Here is a 21,057-nt window from a genome sequence, read left to right as displayed (position 1 = left end):
GGCGGGTCGTACGCTGGCCGGGCCGCCGTCCCGCCCGTCGAGGAGACCCGATGCTCATCCTGCTGCCGCCCTCGGAGGGCAAGGCCGACGCCGGCACCGGGCGGCGCTGGGCCCCGGACCGGCTCTCGCTGCCCGAACTGAACCCGGCCCGGGAGCGGGTGCTGGACGCGCTCGTGGCGTTGAGCGCCGGGCCGGACGAGGCGACGGCCCGGGCGGCGCTCGGCCTCAGCGAGGGCCAGCGGGGCGAACTGCGCCGTAACGCCCGGCTGCGGGAGGCGGCCACCGCACCGGCCGAACGGCTCTACACGGGTGTGCTCTACGAGGCGCTGGAGCTGACCTCGTTGCCGGTCGCGGCGCAGCGGGCGGCCCGCCGGTCGATCCTGATCAGCTCCGGGCTGTGGGGCGCGGTCCGGTTGGCGGACCGGATCCCCCCGTACCGCTGCCCGATCGGCGCCCGCCTGCCGGGCGTCGGGGCGTTGTCGACGTACTGGCGCGGGGAGCTGACGCCGGCGGTGGACGCCGCCGCCGGCCGAGGGCCGGTGCTGGACCTGCGCTCCGGCGCGTACGCGGCCACCTGGACGCCGCGGGGAGAGCTGGCCGAGCGGACCGTCAGCGTGCGGGTGCTGCACGAGCGGGAGGTCGACGGCGTGCCGGTCCGCTCGGTGGTCAGCCACTTCAACAAGGCGACAAAGGGTCGGCTGGTCCGCGACCTGCTCGTCGCCGGCGCCCGACCGCGCACCGCCGCGGAGCTGCTCGGCACGCTGCGGGAGTTGAAGCACACGGTCGAGGAGCAGGCCGCCGCGCCCGGCCGGGTGCGGCAGGTGGACCTGGTGGTCACCGACCTGTAGCGGTGGGAGCAGTCGCAAGATTTGCTCAAGGCTGGGCCGGAGGAGTTCCGTAACGGCGAGGCAGGGGCCACGGTAGGGGAACCCAGACTCCGACGAGGGAGCCTCCGTTGACCCGCGAACCCGCCCTGCTCGACCGGCCGCGCTCGCCGACGCCGCCGCCCCCGCTGGACTGGCTGACGCTGAGCGACGCGTTCGAGGCCGCCTGCCTGCTGCGCTGCACGCCGTCGGCGACCGCCGCCCGACCGAGCGCGGCACGCCTGGCGCACGCGCCCGGGGTGGAGTTCAACCGGGAGGACGCCGCACAACGGGCCCGGCAACTGCTCGCCCGGCTGGACATCCCGGTGACCCACGAGGTGGTCGTCGGCGGTCTGCGCCGCCGCTACGAGCTGCACCGGCTCTGGGTGCCGCAGGAGCACCGGGAGGCGTACACCCGGGTGGTGGACGCGGGCTGGTGGCAGGGGCGGCGCGAGCTGCTCGGCGGGCCGTTGCCCGGTGCCTCGCCGGCGCGCCGGCGGATGGTGGGCCGGCTCGCGGCGGCGGCCTGGCGCTCGGCGCTGCTGGCCGCCGGACGACACGTCCGCCGGCACATCCTCGGCGTGCGGCTCGCCGACCGGGAGTTGGCCGCCGTGCTGATTCGCAGCGCTGCCGTGCTCGACGTGCCGGCCCGGCTGAGCCCCGGCACCGGCTGCTTCCTGGTCAGCGTCGCCGACGGCCCGGACCGGGCCCGGATCCTGAGCAGCGCGGCGTTGGCACCGGCGCGCGGGCCGGCGGCGACGCGGGGCGGGGTCGTGGCGCCGGCACGTCGCCCGGCCTGCTGATCGAGGTTCCGGCCGCACCCACCCGGCAGCGGTGCGGCAGCGGGCTTGCGCGCACCAGTCCGACGGCGCACAGTGCACCGCGTGAGACGTACCTCCTCCCGCCGGCCCGGGCGTCCGCGCGCGGGGACGGCAGCCCTGTTGACGGTGCTGCTGACCGCGGCCCTGAGCACCGCCGGTTGCCAGGACGCCCCCACCGAGCCGGTGCTGATCCGGATCGCCACCGGCAGCCCCACCGCCGTCTACTACGCGTTCGGGCAGTCGCTGGCGGCCATCCTCAACCGGGAGCTGCCCGACGTCGACGCCCGCGTGGTGGTCACCGCCGCCTCCGCGGAGAACGTCCAACTTGTCGAGTCCGGCCGGGCGGAGCTGGGTTTCACCCAGGCTGACGTCCTGCCCACCAGCACCGCGGGAAGCTCCTCGGTCGAGGCGATCGCCCGGGTGTACGACGACCAGCTCCATCTGGTCACCACGGCCGGAGGGCCGGTACGCACGCTCGACGACCTGCGCGGCCGGCGGGTCTCCGTCGGCGCACCCCGGTCGGGCACCGAGATCACCACGACCCGGCTGCTGGAGGTGGCCCGCCTCGGCGGCGACGCGATACGCCGTACGCGGCTCGGGCTGGACGACTCGGTGGAAGCGCTGCGCTCCGGGCGGATCGACGCGTTCTTCTTCTCCGGTGGGCTGCCCGTGTGGGGCATCGAGAACCTGGCCCGGCAGCATGCCACCCGAATCGTGGACCTCAGCGAATGGACCGAGCGGCTGCGCTCGCGCTACGGCCAGGTGTACGTCTCCCGGGACATCCCCCGCTCCGTCTACGGGGTGGACGCGGTGACCACGGTGGCCGACCCGAACTATCTGATCGTCAGCGCCAGCCTGCCGGAGCCGTTGGTCCGGGAGGTGACCCGCCTGCTGATGGACGGGCGGGCCGAGCTGGCCGCCGCACATCCCGCGGCGGGGCGGATGAGCCCCCGCTCGGCGATCGTCACCGCGCCGCTCACGCTGCACCCCGGCGCCGCCGCCTGGTACCGGGAGGACAAACCCTGACGGCGCGGCCCTACCGGGTCAGGGTGGGCCGCCGGTCGGTGGCCAACTCGCCGTCCGCCGGCTCCGAGTCCGGCTCCGGCTCCGGCTCCGGCGCGGGAAACCACAGGGCGGCCACCAGCCCGCGCGTCTCCCCCGGGCGCATGGTGAGCCGGCCGTCGGACGCGTCCACAAGCACGGCGGCGATGGTCAGGCCGAGCCCCGCGCCGTCCACGTTCTGCGCGTCCGGCGCCCGCCAGAACCGCTCGGTCGCCTGGCCGAGCTGACTCTCGGTCATCCCCGGTCCGGAGTCGCGCACCTCCAGGACCACCCCGTCGTCGCGGCGGGCCACGGTCACCGTCACCGCCCCGCCGGCACCGCTGAACTTCACCGCGTTGTCGATGAGCGCGTCGAGCGCCTGGTCGACGGCGGTCGGCACGGTCTGCGCGTACGCCGGGGCGTCGGACGTGGCCAGCAGCAACGCGACCGAACGGTGCCGGGCCAGCGGCGCCCAGGCAGCCACCCGGGACGCGGCCACCGCGGCGGCGTCCACGGTGACCCGCTCGTTCTCCTCCCGTTCGGCGCGGGCGAGGGTGAGCAGCGCGTCGAGCACCAGCGCCAACCTGTCGGTCTCCTCCAGGGCCAGCCGGTGCTCGGACCGGCCGTCCGGGTCGGTGAGGCTGGGGCCCAACTCCTCCACCCGCAGCCGCAGCGCGGTGAGCGGGTTGCGCAGTTGGTGGCTGGCGTGCGCGACGAAGGCGCGTTGCCGGTCCATCACGTCGGAAACCACGTCGGCCATGTGGTTGAAGCTGGCCGCGAGGCGCCGTAGCTCCGGGGGGCCCAGCCGGTGCTGCACCCGGGCGCCCCGGTCACCCTCGGCGATCTCGTGGGTGACCGCGTCCAGCTCGGTGACCGGGCGCAGCACCCAACCGGCCAGCCCGAACGCGGTGAGCACGCAGGCCAGCACGGCGAGCAGGCCGGCCAGGGCGAGCAGCGACCACCACACGGCGACCGCCCGGCGGATCGGGTCGGCCGGAGTCACGATCACCACCGCGCCGAGCACCTCACCACCGTCGTTGATCGGCACGGCCACCACCACCGGGCCGGTCGTCCACGGCCAGACCGACTCGGGGGCGCTGGTCTGCTGCCCGGACAGCGCCATGTCCAGCACCGACGCGGTCCCCGGGGTGGGCCGCCACCGCGGCGACGCCACAGGTGTGCTCCGTTCCCGGTCGACAATCGCGGCGCCGATCCCGTACAGGTCGTCGTAACTGCTCAGCTCCGACGCGATCGGACCCGGCTCGGCGTCGCGCAGCGCGGGCCCGGCCAGCGAGGCGAACCGGGTCGCGTCGGCGAGCCGGTCGGCCCGGACCCGGTCGGTTTCGCGGCTGGCCATGGTGACCGCCAGCGGGGTCTCCAACGCGATGAGGACGAGCACCATCAACAGCAGGTAACTGATCACCAGTCGACGGCGCACGTCAGCCCCTCACGCGGCGCGCAGCCGGTAGCCGACGCCACGGACGGTCTCCACCAGCCGGGCGTCGCCGAGTTTGCCGCGCAGGGACCCGACGTGCACCTCGACGGTGTGCCGGTCGGCCCAGGTGGTGCCCCAGGCGTCCAGCAGGATGCGGTCGCGGGGCACCGCCACCCCGGGTTGGCGGGCCAGCGAGAGCAGCACGTCGAACTCCTTGCGGGTCAACGTGACGGCGCGGCCGTCGACGGTGACCGTCCGCGCGGCCACGTCGATGTGCACCGACCCGGCCTGGATGAGGTGGCGCTCCGGCGCGGCGTTCGCGGCCCGGCGCAGCACCGCCTCGATCCGGGCCTGCAACTCCACCATCGAGAACGGCTTGACGACGTAGTCGTCCGCGCCGAGACGCAGGCCCAGCACCCGATCGCGTTCCTCACCCCGCGCGGTCACCGCGATGATGCCGAGCTGGCTGCTGCGCCGGCGCAGCTCCCGGCACAGGTCGGTGCCGTCCCCGTCGGGCAGGGTCAGGTCGAGCAGCACCAGGTCGCACGGGGCGGCGGAGAGCGCGGCGGCGACGGTGGCGGCGTGCTCGACCTCGTAGCCCCTGCGGGTGAGCGCGGAGGAGAGGGCGGCGGCCACCCGGCGGTCGTCCTCCACCAGCAGGATCCGCACCCGTGCCCCCGTTTCGTCGCAGCGCTGTTCTGCGAATGGTGGCAGAAGCGCGCGCCCGGCGGGAAGCCGAGTGTCGGGTCGGACCTACAAGCCGAAGACGTCGTCGGCGGTGGCGTCCCGGACGCCGTCGGTGAAGCCGCGGAAACCCGGGTCCTCGTGGCTGGCCGGCACGCTGGTGACGGTGACCCCGCTGGCCTGGGTGACCGCGTCGACAAGGGGCGGGTAGTCGATCTCCGCGTCGTTGAAGGCGTCGTCGTCCGCCTCGGCCAGGTTGATCACGTGCTGTACGTCATCGGACGGAGTGTCCGGGTCCTCGGCCCACTCGCCGCCCGCCCGGTAGCACTCGTCGTACAGCGCGCGCTGACTGTCGGTCCAGTCGTCGTCGTAGCTCTGCATCGCCCATCCCTCCGCGGCCCTTGACCTGAGCATGCCCGGCCCGGGGCGACGGGCGCGGCGGTACCGGCGAAAACCGGGCGAGCGCGCCGACGGCGCCCCCGTAGGCTGCGGTGGTGATCTACAAACTGTTGTCGGCCACGGAGTGGGACGACGCCCTCGCCGCCGGATCCTTCACCGGCTCCGCCGTGGACCGGCAGGACGGCTTCATCCACCTCTCCGGCGCCGACCAGGTGGTCGAGACGGCCCGCCGGCACTTCGCCGGCGCGACCGGCCTGACCCTGCTCAGCGTGGCCGAGGAGCGGCTGGGTGACACGCTGCGGTGGGAGCCGTCGCGCGGCGGGCACCTCTTTCCGCACGTGTACGGCCCGCTGCCGGTCGCGGCGGTCGTCGCGGCGCGGGCGTTGCAGGCGGACACTCCGGCCGCCGACGCGGTGGCCGCCCTGCTGGGCTGAAACCGGTCGCGCCCGACCCGAACGGTGTCGGGCCGGGCGCGCGGCGTCATCCGTGCGCCGGTCGCGGCGCGGTGGGTGCCGCTCAGCGGCAGAGGCGGTCGATCTCCTCCTGGAACCGGTCCATCGGGTTCGCCTCGGCCGGGCCGAGCAGGTAGGTCTTCAGCTCCCGGCGGGCCTCGGTCATCGGGTCGTCGCCGGCCCGGGTGACCGCCACGATCTTCTCCAGCTCGCCGCAGTCCTTGGAGAGCAGGTACGCGGCCCGAGCCGTCGGGTACTCCCGGCGGAACTCGTCCTCGGACAGGCCGGACGGGTTGGCCACCACGTACGGCCGCTGGCTCTGCACGAAGTCGGAGACCACACTGGACACGTCGCTGATCAGCAGGTCGGTCTGGTTGAAGCAGTCGAACAGCGCCGGCGTACGGCCGGTGACCACCAGGTGCGCGGTGCCGTCCAGCGAGGACGCGTTCGGGTCGCCGCCGGCGGCGCGGATGGCCGACACGATCCGGTCGTGCGCCGCCCGGGCCGCCCGGGACCGCGACCCGGTGAGCGGGTGTGGCTTGTAGACCAGCCGCAGCCGGGGCGTCGTGGCGAGCAGTCCCTTGACGATCCGCTCGCCCATCAGCACCAGCGAGGTGTGGTACGGGTCGTCGTCGAGCCAGCCCTCCCAGGTGGGGGCGTAGAGCACGGTGAACTGCCGGTCCACCGACTCGGCGCCGAAGGTGTGCACCCCGGCGAGCTGCGGGCGGCCGATCTCGACGATGTCCGAGTCGAGGACCCCCACACCGGCTCGGGCGTAGCGCTCCCGGCCGGCCAGGCCGGCGACCCAGACCTCGTCGTACACCTTGCTGTACGGGTTGACGCTTGCCTGCTTGTCGCTGTCGCCGTGCCCGACGAAGACGTGTTTGGTGCTCGGCTCACGCAGCATGTGGATGTTCGCGCCGACGTTCGCGGAGTAGAGGGCCGCGCGGATGCTGCGCAGGTCGAGGTTCATGAAGTCGACCCCGGTCGGTACGCAGATCACCGGCAGTCGGGTGTCGGCCAACTCCAGGAACGCGTCCCGGCTGCGCAGCAGGACCACCGCGCGCTGCTGGAGCGCCTCGGTCGGGGCGAGCCACATGTTCGCCTGGTAGACGTCCTTGGCCGGACCGGCGAAGTAGAGCGCCACCTCGGGCCGGTGGTTGTCCAGCCAGCGCTGCACGGCGGGCAGCAGCGGGCCCTCCCCCGTGCTCCGGCCCCGGCCGCGCAACCAGGTCAGCGCGGTGATCGCGCCCACCAGACCGGTCGCCACGACCGCCACCGCGGCGGCGGCGAAGAACGGCGTCGCATCGTGCCGGACCGCCGCGGCCACGGCGGCCGGCACCAGCAGCAGGTTGAGCAGGGGCATCCGGTCACCGGCCACCGCCGCCACCCAGCCGGGCAGTTGGGGAGCCGAGCGCAGCTCGCCCAGCTCGATGTTGCGCACCATGGCGGAGAGGGGGTTCCGACGCTCGATCATGATGGAGAGCGCGCCGGCGAAGACCGACACGACCCACACCGCGGCCGGCAGCGCCAGCAGCAGGGTCAGCTCGCCGCCGCTGAGCCGCACCTCGGCGGCGACGAGCAACACGGCCGCGAGGTCCCGGGTCAGCTGCCGGTACGACCAGTGCAGGCCCACCTTCTCCAGCAGTAGCTGCGACGGGGGTGACCAGCGGGCGACGGCGAACTCGCCGATGATGGCGGCGAGCCCGGCGACGGCGAACAGGCCGACCCAGCCGAACAGACCACCGACGAGCATGACCAGGTAGGCCAACACCAGTAGCGCGCTGTGGGCGGCCACTCCGAGGCGTCCTGTGAACGTGCCGAACAAAACGAGTTCGCTCCCTACGAGAATGCGTTGCGGGCTGCGCCCGTGCTGGGCCGACGTCATTCCCCCGTTGGCGCGGCGGGTCAACCGTGGCCGGCCGCGCCTGACTGCGACCTTAACGCGAAGGGACAGCTCGGTGTCGCTCGGGTATCCCGCACCATTTCGGGCAAAGTCGCGCGCCCGGGGCGGCCCGACCCCGCCCCGGCGTCGGGTGCCCGGCGACGGGCGGAGCGCTCAGCCAGCCCGCCCGAAGCAGGTCATCGCCCCGGGGGCCTTGCGCGTGGCGAACTCCCGGTAGCCGAGCTGGGGCGCGGTGTCGCGGGCGTACTGGTTGCCGTTGTAGACGCAGATGGTGCCGACGTCCAGGCGGTCGAGTGCCGGCGTCAACTCGGCCGGCGACGGGCTGGCCGTGCCGTCGGCGAACCCGGCCAGCAGCAGCCGGTCCTTGGCGAACTGGGAGGTGAGGTCGTACTCGACGAGGTAGAAGTCCCGCGGCAGGACGACCCGGACCTCGCTGGTGACGATCGGCACCGTCCGCATGATCGTCTTCGGCGCGAGCAGCATGCCCTGCGGGCGGTCCAGGCCCTTGATCCAGAAGGCGATGGCCTGACGCTGCTGGGGAATCTTCCAGGTCGGGCGCTTGTGCACGTCGACCCAGCTCTTCGCCGACCACATCGGGGTGGCGAACAGCGCGAACGAGGCGACCAGCAGCACCGCGATCCCGCCGACCGCCGTGCGGTACAGAGCCGGTCGCGACGTCGGCACGCGCACGGTGCTGAGCAGAGCGATGAGCGTCGGCAGGGCGAGCAGCCACGGCACGCGCCAGAGCACCACCGAGATCCCGCTCAACGCGCTCATCAGCTCGAGCACGCCGGGCACCAACATCACGCTCAGCGCGAGGGTCGCGCCGGCGGCGAGCAGCGCGGGCGTACGCCGACGGGCGAGCAGGGGGCCACACCACAGCGCCAGACCACTGATCACCCCCACCACTCCGAACAGCAGGGTCCGCCGGTAGGTGTACGCCGCGTCGAAGAAGGCGTCGTCCGCGCCCTCCGCGGACATCCCGCCGAGCAGCAGACGGGAGACCACGAGCGAGCCGATCGGGTACGCGAGGGCGGCGACCGCCGCGATGGCGGCGTCCTTCCACCGGCCGACGAGCAGCATGGCGAAGCCGGCGGCGCCGACAAGCAGCGGCAGGATGATCGCCGCGGTGTTGGTGAGGCCGATCGCGGTGATCGAGAGCGCCACGATGAGCACCAGGCTGCGCCGCGACCGGGTGTCGAACCACTCGGTCAGGTAGAGCCACATCAGCGGAATGACCGCCGAGACGAACATGCCCTTGCCCTCGTGCAGCCGCAGGAGGTGGAACGTGCCCAGCGCGGCGTCCGCGCCGGCGACGAGGTACAGGTACGCGAGCGCCACGGCGAAGGCGAGCACCGGACGGCGCGGAGCCCACCGGTGCGTCAACCGCCAGAGCGCCAGCGCCGCGATCATCGCCATGATCGGCAGCAGCACGTACCAGAGGGCCGAGCTGGCGTGGATGCCGACGACGTTGGCGAACGCGCCGTCGAAGACCTCGATCGACGGGATCGGCGGCTGCGAGCCCATGGCCGGCAGCACGTTCTCGGAGAACAGGAAGTCGTTGAGCGGGATCAGGTCGCGCTCGGCGATCCAGACCGACTTGCCGACGTAGTAGACGTCGTCCGGGGTGTTGCGGGCCATGAAGAACGAGGAGATGCCGACAAGCGCCGAGACGACGAGCGCGTACGCCGACTGGGCCGCGGTGGGCGCCGGGGCGACGGTGGTGGACACCGGGCCGCGCAGCCAGATCTGGCGTACCAGCAGCAGCCCGCCGATCGCGGCGAGCAGGCCGGCCACCGCCGGAATCCACCACGCGACGCCGGCGCTGGTCCCGGCGGTGACACCGGCGGAGACGGCGGCCACGCCGGCGGCGACAAGCACCCCGATCAGCAGGCGGCGGTCGACGGCGGGCCGCGCGCCTTCCGGCTCGGCCGGCGCGCCGTCGGCGGCCGCCGTCCCCTCGGTGTCGGCCGGGGAGGCGACGAGCCGACGGCGGGCGCGCAGCAGGACCACGGCCGCGAGCAGCACGCAGGCCACCAGCCAGATCCGGAAGGTCACCGACGGCCGCAGGTCACCCAGGAAGGCCAGGTGGTAGATCACGGTGAAGAGCGCGAACGCGAGCACGGCGCCGTCGGTGAGCACGGCCGGGGCGACGGCCACCAGCGCGCGTACCCGGGACTGGGCCGGACGACGACCGACCGGACGGGGCGCGGGCGGTGTCGGGTCCGGGTCGGCGGGCGCTACGGCGATGCTGTCGACGTTGGCCACGGTCGTCCTTACTCGTCAGACGGATGAGGGTTTCGGCGCGCTGCCGGCCGGGTGTCCGGGGGCAGCGTAGCGGAATCGGACAGGGCGACCGCCGCTGCGGGCGGCGGTGTGTCGGACGCCTGGTCAGCCCGAGATCGGGGCGGGCCGAGGACGGGGCAGAACAGTGTCGGCGCCGAGCCCGGCGGCCACGGACTCGACCAGGTTGTCGAGATAGCCGTCGGTGAGCGGGAGACGGGCGATGGCCAGCCGCCAGTAGAGCGGGCCCACGATGAGGTCGATCGCCGCGTCCGGGTCGGTGTCGGCGGGCAGCTCGCCGCGCTGCACGGCACGGGTGACCAGGCGACCGCCGATCTCCTGCTGACGGGCGTGCAGCACCTGACGCAGGGTCGCGTCGATGCTGGGGTTGCGCGCCGCCTCGGCCAGCAGGTCCGGGATGATCTGCGACGCCAGCGGGTGGCGCAGCGCACGTGCCACCGCCTGGAACAGCAGGGCGAGGTCGCCGCGCAGGGTGCCGGTGTCCAGGGCCGGTAGCTTGCCCTGGGCCGCCGCGGCGACGATCTCCAACACCAGGTCGAGCTTGGAGTTCCAGCGCCGGTAGATCGCCGTCTTGCTGACACCGGCGCGACGCGCCACCGCCTCGATGGAGAGCCGGCCGTAGCCGACCGCGGCCAGCTCCTGCGTCAGGGCACGCCGGATGGCCGTGGTGATCTCCCCACGGAGCACTGCCGCACCGGCCGGGGCACGCCTCTTCTCGGTCGTCACCAGGGACTCTTATCGCAGGTCACGGTGCCCAGGGTAGCGCAACGACGATACGGTTGCGTCCCGACGTGTTTCGGACTACTGTCCACGCAGCGACGAGGCGGCGCCCCGCGCACATCTCCCACTAGGATTCCATCGTCGCGAGCTACCCCGTCTGCACGAAAGATCGGAGCGCCATTTCCATGGCCACCACCGCGCTGGTCGACCCCGACACGGGCCTGACCCAGGCGCAGCTGGCCGCTCGGCACGGGTTACGGGTCGCCGGTGAGCGACCGACCCTCGTCGAGTACAGCCGCCAATTGTGGGCCTACCGGCACTTCATCGCCGCGTACGCCAACGCCAAGCTGGTCGCCTCCTACAGCAACGCCAAGCTGGGCCAGCTCTGGCAGGTGCTCACCCCGCTGACCAACGCGGCGGTCTACTACCTGATCTTCGGGGTGGTGCTGGCACAGAACGACATGCCGAACTACATCGCCTACCTCACCACCGGGCTGTTCATCTTCAACTTCACCCAGAGCGCCGTCCTGGCCGGCACCCAGGCGATCAGCAGCAACCTGGGGCTGATCCGGGCGCTGCACTTCCCCCGGGCCAGCCTGCCGCTGTCCACGACGTTGACGCAGTTCCAGCAACTGCTGGCGTCGATGGTGGTGTTGATCGGCATCGTGCTCGTCACCGGCGAGCCGATCACGTTGAAGTGGCTGCTGCTGGTGCCGGCCCTGTTCCTCCAGGCGGTGTTCAACGCCGGCGTCGTCCTCGTGGTGGCGCGGTTGGGCAGCAAGTCGAGCGACCTCAAGCAGGTCATGCCGTTCATCATGCGCACCTGGATGTACGGCTCCGGCGTCCTCTACAACGTCAGCCTCTTCGAGCGGCTGCCGAGCTGGGCGACGACGCTCGTGCAGTACAACCCGCTGCTCGTCTACATCGAGCTTGCGCGGTACACGCTGCTGGAGGAGGCACCGCTGCTCAACGAGTCGCTGGCCCAGCTCTGGCTGGTCGGCGGCGGGTGGGCGCTGCTCGCCGGCTTGGGCGGTTTCATCTACTTCTGGCGCGGCGAACAGGAGTACGGCCGTGGTTGAGCACTTCGAGGCCCCCACCGAGGCGACCGCGACGATGACCGCGGCCCAGGAGCGCATCCCGACCGTGGTGGTCGACGACGCGCACATCATCTACCGGGTGCACCAGGGCGCCGGCGGTGGCACCACCCCGGTGGCCGCGCTGCGCCGGTTGGTCAAGCGCACCCACGCCCCGAACATCCGGGAGGTGCACGCCGTCAAGGGCGTCTCCTTCACCGCGTACCGGGGCGAGGCGATCGGGCTGATCGGCAGCAACGGCTCCGGCAAGTCCACCATCCTGCGGGCCATCGCCGGCCTGCTGCCGGTCAACCGGGGCGCGATCCACACCCAGGGGCAACCGTCGCTGCTGGGCGTGAACGCCGCCCTGCTCAACGACCTCTCCGGCGAGCGCAACGTCACCCTCGGCTGCCTGGCCATGGGCATGCACCCGGACGACGTGGCCCAACAGGCCGCCGGGATCATCGAGTTCTCCGGGATCAACGAGCGGGGCGACTTCGCCAGCCTGCCGATGCGGACGTACTCCTCGGGCATGGCGGCGCGGCTGCGGTTCTCCATCGCCGCCGCGAAGAAGCACGACGTGCTGCTCATCGACGAGGCGCTCGCCACCGGCGACAAGGGCTTCCGCAAGCGCAGTGAGCAGCGGGTACGGGAGCTGCGGGAGGGCGCGGGCACGGTGTTCCTCGTCAGCCACCAGCTCTCCTCCGTACGCGACACCTGCGAACGAACGATCTGGTTGGAATCGGGCGTCCTGCGGATGGACGGGCCCACCGACGAGGTCATCCGGGCCTACGAGGCGTACGCGAACAGCAAGTAGACAGCCTGCATCGACACGACGCCATGGACCGCGTCGCCCGCGTTGGGGCGGCGCGGTCCGCGCGTTAAGGTTCATTCCGTCGCCGCTCGGGCGGAACCTTCCGTTAACGCATCCGAAGAGAGTGAGGATCCGGCAATGACGCAGGACCAGACCACTGGCCCGGACGCCGCAGCGGGGACCTCGACGCCGTGGCGGCCCTCGCGGACGGTGGCCGTGGTTCTGGCCGGAGGCACCGGGACCCGACTGGGCCTCGGCATCCCCAAGCAGCTCCTCAAGATCGCCGGCAAGCCGATCATCGAGCACACCCTGGCGGTCTTCGAGGCGGCGCCGGAGATCGACGAGATCATCGTGCTGATGGCGACCGGCCACGTCGACGACGCCCAGCAGATCGTCGAGAAGGCCGGCCTGCGCAAGGTCAGCAAGGTGATCGAGGGCGGCGACACCCGCAACGCCACCACCCGGATCGCGCTGGACGCGGTCGGCCCGGAGGACTGCAACATCCTCTTCCACGACGCGGTCCGCCCACTGCTCAGCGGCCGGATCGTGCGCGAGTGCGTCAACGCGCTGTGGACCTACGACGCCGTGGACGTGGCCATCCCGTCCGCGGACACGATCATCCAGGTGGACGACAACGACTGCATCACCGACATCCCGGTGCGCTCCCGGCTGCGCCGTGGGCAGACCCCGCAGGCGTTCCGCTCCCCCACCATCCGCGAGGCGTACCGGATCGCCGAGGACGACAGGGACTTCGCCGCCACCGACGACTGCGGCGTGGTGCTGCGCTACCTGCCCGGCACCCCGATCAAGGTGATCGACGGCTCGGACGAGAACATCAAGGTCACCCACCCGGTCGACGTGCACCTGGCGGACAAGCTCTTCCAGCTCGCCGCGGCGCAGGCGCCCCGGCTGACCGACCACCGCAGCTACAGCGAGGAGCTGACCGGCCGCACCATCGTGGTGTTCGGCGGCAGCTACGGCATCGGCCACGAGCTGACCGAGCTGGCCCGGCGCTACGGCGCCCAGGTCTTCCCGTTCAGCCGTTCCAGCACCGGCACCCACGTGGAGCGGGCCGCCGACGTCGAGGCCGCGCTGACGACCGCCTTCGAGGCCACCGGCCGGATCGACCACGTGGTGGTCACCGCCGGCATCCTGGAGAAGGGCGCCCTCGCCGAGATGGACGAGGAGACGATGGACCGGCTGCTCCAGGTCAACTTCGTCGGCCCGGTGACAATCGCCCGCCAGGCGCTGCCCTACCTCCAGCAGACCAAGGGCCAGCTGCTGCTCTACACGTCCAGCTCCTACACCCGGGGGCGGGCCCGCTACGCGCTCTACTCGGCCACCAAGGCGGCCCTGGTCAACCTCACCCAGGCGCTCGCCGACGAGTGGGCCGACGTCGGCGTGCGCGTCAACTGCATCAACCCGGAGCGGACCGCCACGCCGATGCGGACGCGGGCCTTCGGCGAGGAGCCGGAGCACACCCTGCTCGCCGCCGAGGCCGTCGCCCAGTCGTCGCTGGACGTGCTGATCTCCGACCTGACCGGCCAGGTCATCGACGTACGCCGGGCGCCCGGCGACGGGCCCACGCCGAGCGTGCCGGCCCAGACCGGGCCGAGTCTCCTCCAGGCGCCGGCCGGCGCGGCGTCGACGAGCTGACACCTACCGGCGGCGGAACCACGAACGGAGCGACATGCGCGGCGACCTGGTCCGAAAGCTGGCCGCCCGGTGCCTGAGCACCGGGTTGGCCGTGCTGGCCTTTGTCGTGCTGGCGCTCACCGGCGCCACCGGCTGGGGGCTGGCGCTGGCCGTCGCCGCGCTCGTCGCCTCGGCGGCCGAGCAGCGGATCCGGCCCGGCGCCGACCTCGTCGCGGAGACGACTCTTGTCGCCGCCGCGATCCTGGTCGGATACTCCCGGCGGCTCGACGACGGGCTCAACCTCACGCTCGTCGCCACCGCCCTGGTCCTGCTGGGGCTGGTGCTGCTGGTGGGGCCGCTGCGTACCGCCGGCAACCTGGAGATCCGCGCGGCCAACCTGCCGGTCCGCGCCTGGACGCCGCTGGTCGCCGACCGGCTCGGCACCGTACTGCTCGGGCTGCTCGCCGTCCTGGCGCTCGCCGCCGCGCGCACCCTGCCGGCCGGCGTGGCGTTGGCCGCGAGCCTGCTGGTCGGCGCGGGCACCGGGGCTGTCGCCCTGGACCTGGCCCGGCGGCGGTTCCGGCCGGGAGCCGGTGGCGGGCCGGTGGCCCGCGCGCTGCGCCGCCACCAGCCGGAGTTCCTGCTCTACTTCTCCGCGCCGCCCGGCTCGGAATACCAGGTCACCATGTGGCTGCCGTATCTGCGGCGGATCGGCCGGCCGTTCCTCGTCGTGCTGCGCGAGCCGGAGTTCCTGGCCCCGATCGCCGCGGCCACCGACGCGCCGGTGGTCTACTGCCCCACCCTGCGGGCGATGGACGAGGCGCTGGTGCCGAGCCTGCGGGCCGCGTTCTACGTCAACCACGGGGCGAAGAACAGCCACTGCATCCGCTTCACCCAGCTCACCCACGTCCAGTTGCACCACGGCGACAGCGACAAGGCGCCGAGCGCCAACCCGGTGTCCGGGATCTTCGACCGGATCTTCGTGGCCGGGCCGGCCGCGATCGACAGGTACGCCCGCGCGGGCGTGCGGATCCCGGCGGACAAGTTCGTGGTGGTGGGCCGCCCGCAGGTGGAGTCGATCGAGGTACGCCCCGAGCCGGCCCGGGGGTTGGCCAACCCGACGGTGCTCTACACCCCGACCTGGACCGGGCACCACGCCGACGCCGACTACTGCTCGTTGCCGGTGGCCGAGGGGCTGCTGCGTCGGCTCCTGGAGCGCGGCGCGACGGTGATCCTGCGCCCCCACCCGTACACGACGCAGAACCCGGCGTCGGCACGCCAGTTGGGCCGGCTGACCGAGTTGCTCGTCGCCGACCGGGCCCGCAGCGGGCGCCCGCACGTCGTCGGCGCGGCGGCCCGCGAGCTGAGCCTGACCGAGTGTGTGAACTCCTCGGACGCGCTGATCTCCGACGTGTCCGGGGTGATCTCGGACTACCTCTACTCCAGCAAGCCGTACGCGGTCACCGACATGGGTGACGAGGGCGACAGGTTCGCCGAGCGGTTCCCGTTGGCCGCGTCGGGTTACGTGCTGCGTCGGGACCTGTCCAACGTGGACGAGGTGCTGACCGCGCTGCTGGACACCGATCCGCTGGCGGCGGAGCGCTGGGCCACCCGCCGGCGCTACCTGGGTGACTTCCCCGCCGAGTCGTACGCCGAGGCGTTCCTGACCGCCGCCCGCCGGGAGCTGGCGGCGACGGAGGACCCCGCGGCCGAGCGTGCGCCGCAGCTCTCCCCCCTCGCCTGACCCCGCCTGTCGGGCCCGGCGAGAGGGCTAGGGTACGCGGCTAGCGCAGGCCGAGCCGATCCCCCGCGTTCAGCTCGATCCGGACGATCCCGGACGTGCCGGCCGGCGCGTGCCACTCGGCTGTCGCGATGCCGTCGGCCGACTCGGGGAGCGACAACTCCCACGGCTGGAGTGCGGAGGAGGCGACGACGAACCGCAGCACCTCCTCGGCGCCCATCAGCGTGGCCCCGAGGTGTGCCACGATTCTCCGCCGCCCGTCGGCGAGGGTCTCGCTACCGACCGACTCGATGTCCTCCTCGTCCAACCCGACGACGTCCCGGACGACGGCCGTGGCGTCCGCGACCGGGCCGACGACGTCGACGGTCAGCACGACCCGTACGGCGTCCCGCAACGCCTCCTCGATCGCGCTGATCAACTCGGCCTCGTCCGGACCGTCCTCACTCAGCGCCATCTCCCGGGTCTCCACCGGCCGGTCGACCGGCCCCGGGTCGAACGGGTCGATGCCGGTCCGCACGTACAGCGCCTCGACCGTCGGGTCTTCGGTGAGTGGTCGGTCCGCCTCCATCGCCGCCACCATCCAGACGCCGAGCGGTGACCTGCGCAGGCGCCCCGTCAGGAATCCGAACTCGGCGGCGAGGGCGTCCACCCCGGTCCCGAAGGGAGCCTGCGGTGACACGTCGACCAGGGGCAGCACCAGGAGCAGGGCCAGACCCCACACGCCGCCCCCGTCGACCGCCACCGGGTGGAGGTCGACGGACCAGACGTCCGCCCGTCCGAGCAGTGAAAGGCAGCGGACCAGGGCGGTGTCGAGATCCGGGGCCGTCAGCCGGGCGTGCACCCGGGCCACCACGTCGTCGTCGGACGCCGCTGCCGGCAGTCGCCTGACCCGTCGCCGGACGGACCGGACGGGTGCGTCGGCGGGCAGCCACTCCGGCGGATCCCACCACTCCTCCGGAGTGTCACCGACCGCGCCGACGGACACGCTCAACGGCGTCACGCCGTCGGTCGTCCGCTCGGGACCGGCGGCGAAACCCCACGGATGGCCGGCAGCCGTGTCGGAGATGTCGAGGTCGCCACGGCCCCACCGGAAGCGCTCCAGCAGCGGTGCGACGACCTGGCGTACCGCCTCCCCGCCGGACGCCGACGGGGAGGCCGGCGTCAGCCCGAGGTCCAGGTTCACCCCGGCGCGGGGGCCGTCGACCTCGGTTCGGGACGCGGTGAGGCTCACCGCGCCGAGCGACGCGACGAGCGGCCGGCAGCGACGCGCCGCGTCGTCGAGTCGGGTGTCGACGACGTTCAGGCTCACGCTCGTGACCAGGGCTTGCTCGACAGGGGACATCACCGCGGAATGGTAGGCGTCGGGGTGGGGCGGCACTACGGGTTTATCACCCCGACGAAGCTCAGCGGTACGCGTCCAGCAGCGCCAGGACGGCCGCCGGATCCTCCACGTGCGCGTTGTGGCCGAGACCGGGCAGTGTGGCGACCGGTACGCCGTACTCCTTGAGCTGCGCGTCGGTGACCATCGGATCGTGCTCGCCGCGCGCCAGCAGCACCGGCACGTCGATCGCCGCCAGCAGCGCGCTCAGGTCGGGCTCGCCGACGGCGAAGGCGTTCGGATCCATGGCGAGACGCCACCGGCCGTCGACCTGACGGAGGCCAGCGTCCACCACCGGGTGGTCCGGCGGGAGCAGGCCGGCCAGCCCGGAGACACGCAGGTAGCGGCGGGCCGCCTCGGTGCGGCTGGCGAACCAGCTCACCGGGCGGGCGGCCAACTCGGCGGCGCGGTCCAGCTCGGCGGGTGACCAGAGCGCCTTGATCCCCAACCCGACCACCGCGTCCACGGGCATCCCGGCGTCGCGCGCGGCCAACGCGAGGCCGACCACACCACCCAGCGAGTGCCCGAGCACGACGAGACGATCGTCGAGGGCGAGGGCCGGCGCGATCCGCCGGGCGAAACCGGCGAAGGAGTACGACGGCAGCGGCGGCGTCCAGCCGTGGCCGGCGAGGTCCGGTGCCAGCCACCGGCCGGGCCAGTGTCGTTCCAGGTGCGGCGCCCACGGCAACCACACGTCACCGGTCGCCCCCATGCCGTGCAACAGCAGCAGGACCGGCCGTCGACCGGTGTGACCACCCGATTCATCCACCACGGCCGCAGTCTCCCACGGTTCACGGTCCCGGACGAGAGTCGTCGACGGGGGCGTACCCCGGACCGGCGGGAGAGACGCCACGGGCGCCGGCCCCTCGTGAGGGACGGCGCCCGTGGCGGTCAGCGTGCCTGGGTCAGGCGGAGTAGCCCCGGCTGGCGATCCAGTTGGCCAGGTCGATCGTGGTGATCCAGTACGACGGGTCGGACGGGTTCGCCGAGTCGGCGATGCGTACCGTGCGGCCGTTGTCCTTGTAACCCACGACGGCGACGTAGTGCCCCCCGCCGTAGGAGTGCCAGCTGCCGTCGGTGTCGGTGGCGTCCCCGACGACGTTGGCGACCACGCCCCGGCCGTCGGTGATGGCCTTGACGACGTCGGCCTGGAGGCGGTCCATCTGGGCCGGGCTGGGCGCGCCGGCGAACATCCGGGTCCGGTACGGGGAGCCCTTCACCTCGGCGTTGAGCACCCGCGTGGTGTCCTCGGCCGAGTTGGTGCCCATCTCGGTGGTGCCCAGTTCGGCGCCGAGTTCCTCCTGGGTACGGTCGATCCCGGTGGCGCTGAGCGCGTTGCGGGTGGCCGCCGGGCCGCAGTTGTAGTAGGTGTTCTGCGCCTCGTACTCGTAGTCGAGCACCTTTGTCGCCGGCGGCTTCGGCCGCTCCGGCTTGCGGGTCAGGTCCGGGTTGCTGCTCGCCTTGGCGGCGGGCGCGGCGGCGCTGGTGGCCGGGGCGGCGCTCGTCGGCGCGGCGCTGGCCGACGGGGAGGCGTCTCGCACCTCGCCACGGGAGGCGGCGACGTCGCTGCGCATCTCGGCGACAGTGGTCGCGGTGCGCTGGCCGGCCGGCGCGTCGTCGGTGGTGGCGAGCAGGGTGCCGGTGGTGGTGGCGATCACGAGGGCCGCGGCGGAGGCGGCGGCGATCTGGTACGGGCGCTGGGTGGCGATGCGGCGGAGCTGACGCTGCATGGTGTGCTTCACGGGGTCCTCCACGGATCGGGGGGGAGAGCGGCACACCGGGGCCGGGCCGGTATCCGGGCAGGGGCCAGCGCGCGGACGATGGTCCGCGGATGGTGAACCGCTCAGGGGAACACCCGGCGTGGCCGGGCGGTTGGGCGATGACCCGGGGGTCAGCTCACCGTCACGTGACCGATGAGCGGGGGCACCGCTGCGCCGTGGAGGCGAGGGAACAGCCGAGGGGTGGAGAGATGCTGCACGAGGATGGAACTCCTTCCGAGACCGCCTACCGGGTTAGCTGACGGATTCGGGCGGGAAGATCGCCCTACCGCGGGCCGTGGCTCGCGGATTCACCCCGGACTTACTGATGGGTCCCCGGTTCGTTCATCACGATTAAGCGGGTCGGCGCGGCGTCGCCTCTTGCGATCGGTTACCGCACCGGACGGGACGACACTACTGGCCCGTTCACACCCTGCCAAGCCAGGTTCACCTGCGTAAACCCGGATCGGCGCAGCAATTTCTCCGCGTCTGGCCGATGACGTGACTCGATGGGACAAGCGGTTACGGTGACGCCTACGGGCGACAACCGGACAGGTCGCCAAAAGTGCGGCCACAATCCCGGGAACAATCGAGCCGATCGTGCCGGACGCCCGATTTCGGAATGCGGTGAGCGGGCTCACATAACGGATCGAGCTCAACCCGCACGGGCGGGACGCCAGCGTGTCACGACGGCGGGGCGGGCAGCCCCGGGCACCAGCCGGCGGGCCGGTGCCCGGCTGGGCCGCAGCCGGGCCGCTGCCAAAGCCGCCTCCTGGACAAGGGCGCGCGCCGACTCGGCGGCCAGTTCCGCGGCCCGCCAGGCGGCCCGCTCCGCGTCGGCGGCGGCCTGGTGGTCGGCCCGTCGCGCGTCCCGGATCGCCCGGCTGAGCAGCGCTTCCTGCTCGACCGGGTGCCGCCGGGGATCCCAGCCGTGCCGCCGCCCGAACACGTCGCTGAGCTGCGCCATGCTCAGGTCGCCCCGCCAGTACGCCGCCGTCGCCGCACGGTGCAGGTAGCGCTCCCGGGCGGCGTACTCGGCCGGGGTGCGGGGGGTGCCCGGGGTGGGCAGCGCCCCGGATCCCGCGAAGCGGCGCGCGGCGGCGTCCGCCTCGTCGTACCGCGCCCAGGCCCGTTCCGCCTGCTCCTGACTGATCAGCCAGGCATCGCGCCGCCGCTGGGCCGTCCTGGCCGCGCCGGCCGCGGCGACAGCCACCTCCTCGGCGTACCGGCGCCTGTCGACGACCTCGGCCGCGGCCACCTCGCGGGCGGTCGGTACGGCCGGCGACGGGTCACCGATGGGCCGGTCCCGTTCGGGCCTGGCGACCAGCACGGCGAGCACGCCCAGCGCCAGGAGGAACAGGGCCGACCAGATGGCGGCGGCCTGCGGTACCTCGGTTACGAACTGGTAGAAGACGGCGGTCTCCATGGTCGGCACCTCGCGGAGGAAGCAGAGCGATGAGGGCCCCGCGAGTCCCCTGGCCACGGGCGGGCCACGGGTCGGCGGGGTGCGGAGCTGGTCTGTCGACAGGGCGCGGCGACGGGACGCTCGTCCCGGTGGCTCAGCGCCCGGGTGGACCCCGGGGCGCCCGGCTGCGGGAGCCGTCGACGAGGGGCAGCCGGTCGGACCCGGCCGCGCGCACCGGCAGCGCGCCGGTCACGACGGCGCCCTGACCGCCGGGGAGCGCCGGTTGCGCGTCGACCGACCAGGCCGGGGAGGCCTCCCCGGCGACACCCGCACTCGGCCCGGCGCCCACGGTCGGCGCGGCGCTCAGGCTCGACGCGGCACTCAGGCTCGACGCGGCACTCAGGCTCGACGCGGCACTCAGGCTCGGCGCGGCACTCAGGCTCGGCACGGCACTCAGGCTCGACGCGGCGGACGGGTTCGGCGCGGCGGACGGGTTCGGGCCGGCGCCGAGCGCCAGGGCCGCGACGACGGCGAGGCTGGTCAGCACCCGGGTCGCCCAGCGCGCCACCCACCACAGGGGACAGGTGAACGCGACCGGAAGCACGTCCCCACGCTACCGTCGTGCCGAC

19 protein-coding genes and 1 riboswitch are annotated in these 21,057 nt (G+C 73.2%); of the genes, 8 read left to right on the top strand and 11 right to left on the bottom strand.

What is annotated here, in order from left to right:
- The first annotated feature begins 50 nt into the window (after positions 1-50).
- From yaaA to ACPXBU_RS09645, 3 genes are all read left to right on the top strand, one after another.
- The gene (gene yaaA, locus ACPXBU_RS09655) at positions 51-848 is read left to right on the top strand and encodes a peroxide stress protein YaaA (protein WP_393367422.1); all 798 of its coding nucleotides are present in this window, start codon (positions 51-53) and stop codon (positions 846-848) included.
- A gap of 107 nt (positions 849-955) precedes the next feature.
- Positions 956-1,666: a hypothetical protein gene (locus tag ACPXBU_RS09650; RefSeq protein WP_393367421.1), complete on the top strand. Its 711-nt coding sequence runs from the start codon at positions 956-958 to the stop codon at positions 1,664-1,666.
- Positions 1,667-1,747: 81 nt separating this feature from the next.
- Positions 1,748-2,710 (top strand): TAXI family TRAP transporter solute-binding subunit, encoded by a 963-nt coding sequence (locus tag ACPXBU_RS09645; RefSeq protein WP_425757780.1) that lies wholly within the window; start codon positions 1,748-1,750, stop codon positions 2,708-2,710.
- 10 nt (positions 2,711-2,720) lie between these two features.
- Here ACPXBU_RS09645 and ACPXBU_RS09640 read toward each other — a convergent pair whose 3' ends face one another.
- The 3 genes from ACPXBU_RS09640 to ACPXBU_RS09630 form a co-directional block, all read right to left on the bottom strand.
- Positions 2,721-4,163, bottom strand: a complete 1,443-nt coding sequence (locus ACPXBU_RS09640; RefSeq protein ID WP_425757779.1) for an ATP-binding protein — start codon at positions 4,161-4,163, stop codon at positions 2,721-2,723.
- A gap of 9 nt (positions 4,164-4,172) precedes the next feature.
- The gene (locus ACPXBU_RS09635; protein ID WP_393367418.1) at positions 4,173-4,829 is read right to left on the bottom strand and encodes a response regulator transcription factor; all 657 of its coding nucleotides are present in this window, start codon (positions 4,827-4,829) and stop codon (positions 4,173-4,175) included.
- An 84-nt stretch (positions 4,830-4,913) separates the two neighbouring features.
- On the bottom strand, positions 4,914-5,225 hold the full coding sequence (locus tag ACPXBU_RS09630) for a hypothetical protein (RefSeq protein ID WP_355031047.1): 312 nt from the start codon (positions 5,223-5,225) through the stop codon (positions 4,914-4,916).
- Between the two features lie 113 nt (positions 5,226-5,338).
- Here ACPXBU_RS09630 and ACPXBU_RS09625 point away from each other — a divergent pair, with 113 nt between their 5' ends.
- Positions 5,339-5,677 (top strand): DUF952 domain-containing protein, encoded by a 339-nt coding sequence (locus ACPXBU_RS09625; protein ID WP_425757778.1) that lies wholly within the window; start codon positions 5,339-5,341, stop codon positions 5,675-5,677.
- Between the two features lie 82 nt (positions 5,678-5,759).
- On the opposite strand, the gene ACPXBU_RS09620 is transcribed toward ACPXBU_RS09625, so the two are convergent.
- The 3 genes from ACPXBU_RS09620 to ACPXBU_RS09610 form a co-directional block, all read right to left on the bottom strand.
- A complete protein-coding gene (locus tag ACPXBU_RS09620) occupies positions 5,760-7,523 on the bottom strand; it encodes a CDP-glycerol glycerophosphotransferase family protein (protein ID WP_425757777.1) in 1,764 nt (587 codons plus the stop codon).
- Positions 7,524-7,754: 231 nt separating this feature from the next.
- Positions 7,755-9,869 (bottom strand): DUF6077 domain-containing protein, encoded by a 2,115-nt coding sequence (locus ACPXBU_RS09615; RefSeq protein ID WP_425757776.1) that lies wholly within the window; start codon positions 9,867-9,869, stop codon positions 7,755-7,757.
- A gap of 123 nt (positions 9,870-9,992) precedes the next feature.
- On the bottom strand, positions 9,993-10,631 hold the full coding sequence (locus tag ACPXBU_RS09610) for a TetR/AcrR family transcriptional regulator (RefSeq protein WP_425757775.1): 639 nt from the start codon (positions 10,629-10,631) through the stop codon (positions 9,993-9,995).
- A 179-nt stretch (positions 10,632-10,810) separates the two neighbouring features.
- On the opposite strand from ACPXBU_RS09610, the gene ACPXBU_RS09605 reads away from it, so the two are divergent.
- From ACPXBU_RS09605 to ACPXBU_RS09590, 4 genes are all read left to right on the top strand, one after another.
- A complete protein-coding gene (locus tag ACPXBU_RS09605) occupies positions 10,811-11,704 on the top strand; it encodes an ABC transporter permease (protein WP_393367413.1) in 894 nt (297 codons plus the stop codon).
- Positions 11,705-11,738: 34 nt separating this feature from the next.
- Positions 11,739-12,515 carry an ABC transporter ATP-binding protein gene (locus tag ACPXBU_RS09600; RefSeq protein WP_393367955.1) on the top strand — a complete coding sequence of 259 codons (777 nt, stop codon included), beginning with the start codon at positions 11,739-11,741 and terminating at the stop codon, positions 12,513-12,515.
- A gap of 135 nt (positions 12,516-12,650) precedes the next feature.
- Complete coding sequence (locus tag ACPXBU_RS09595) at positions 12,651-14,168, top strand: D-ribitol-5-phosphate cytidylyltransferase (RefSeq protein WP_425757774.1); 1,518 nt, start codon at positions 12,651-12,653, stop codon at positions 14,166-14,168.
- A 34-nt stretch (positions 14,169-14,202) separates the two neighbouring features.
- Positions 14,203-15,891 carry a CDP-glycerol glycerophosphotransferase family protein gene (locus ACPXBU_RS09590; RefSeq protein WP_425757773.1) on the top strand — a complete coding sequence of 563 codons (1,689 nt, stop codon included), beginning with the start codon at positions 14,203-14,205 and terminating at the stop codon, positions 15,889-15,891.
- A gap of 40 nt (positions 15,892-15,931) precedes the next feature.
- Here the strand turns inward: ACPXBU_RS09590 and ACPXBU_RS09585 are convergent, their stop codons facing one another.
- The 5 genes from ACPXBU_RS09585 to ACPXBU_RS09565 all read right to left on the bottom strand — a co-directional run bounded on the left by ACPXBU_RS09585 (position 15,932) and on the right by ACPXBU_RS09565 (position 21,032).
- Complete coding sequence (locus ACPXBU_RS09585; RefSeq protein ID WP_425757772.1) at positions 15,932-17,233, bottom strand: hypothetical protein; 1,302 nt, start codon at positions 17,231-17,233, stop codon at positions 15,932-15,934.
- 58 nt (positions 17,234-17,291) lie between these two features.
- Entirely contained in the window at positions 17,292-18,038 is a 747-nt protein-coding gene (locus ACPXBU_RS09580; RefSeq protein WP_425757771.1) for an alpha/beta fold hydrolase, read from the bottom strand.
- Between the two features lie 133 nt (positions 18,039-18,171).
- Positions 18,172-19,020 (bottom strand): C39 family peptidase, encoded by an 849-nt coding sequence (locus ACPXBU_RS09575; protein WP_393367408.1) that lies wholly within the window; start codon positions 19,018-19,020, stop codon positions 18,172-18,174.
- Between the two features lie 232 nt (positions 19,021-19,252).
- A riboswitch (cyclic di-AMP (ydaO/yuaA leader) is annotated at positions 19,253-19,394 on the bottom strand.
- Positions 19,395-19,678: 284 nt separating this feature from the next.
- Positions 19,679-20,449, bottom strand: coding sequence for a hypothetical protein (locus ACPXBU_RS09570; RefSeq protein WP_425757770.1), 771 nt, complete (start codon positions 20,447-20,449; stop codon positions 19,679-19,681).
- 133 nt (positions 20,450-20,582) lie between these two features.
- A complete protein-coding gene (locus ACPXBU_RS09565; RefSeq protein ID WP_425757769.1) occupies positions 20,583-21,032 on the bottom strand; it encodes a hypothetical protein in 450 nt (149 codons plus the stop codon).
- Between the last annotated feature and the right edge of the window lie 25 nt (positions 21,033-21,057).

Source organism: Micromonospora sp. DT231 (assembly GCF_049847025.1).
Taxonomy (GTDB): Bacteria; Actinomycetota; Actinomycetes; order Mycobacteriales; family Micromonosporaceae; genus Micromonospora.
Note: the sequence above shows the minus strand (reverse complement) of the source record. Positions and strands in the feature narration are given on the sequence as shown.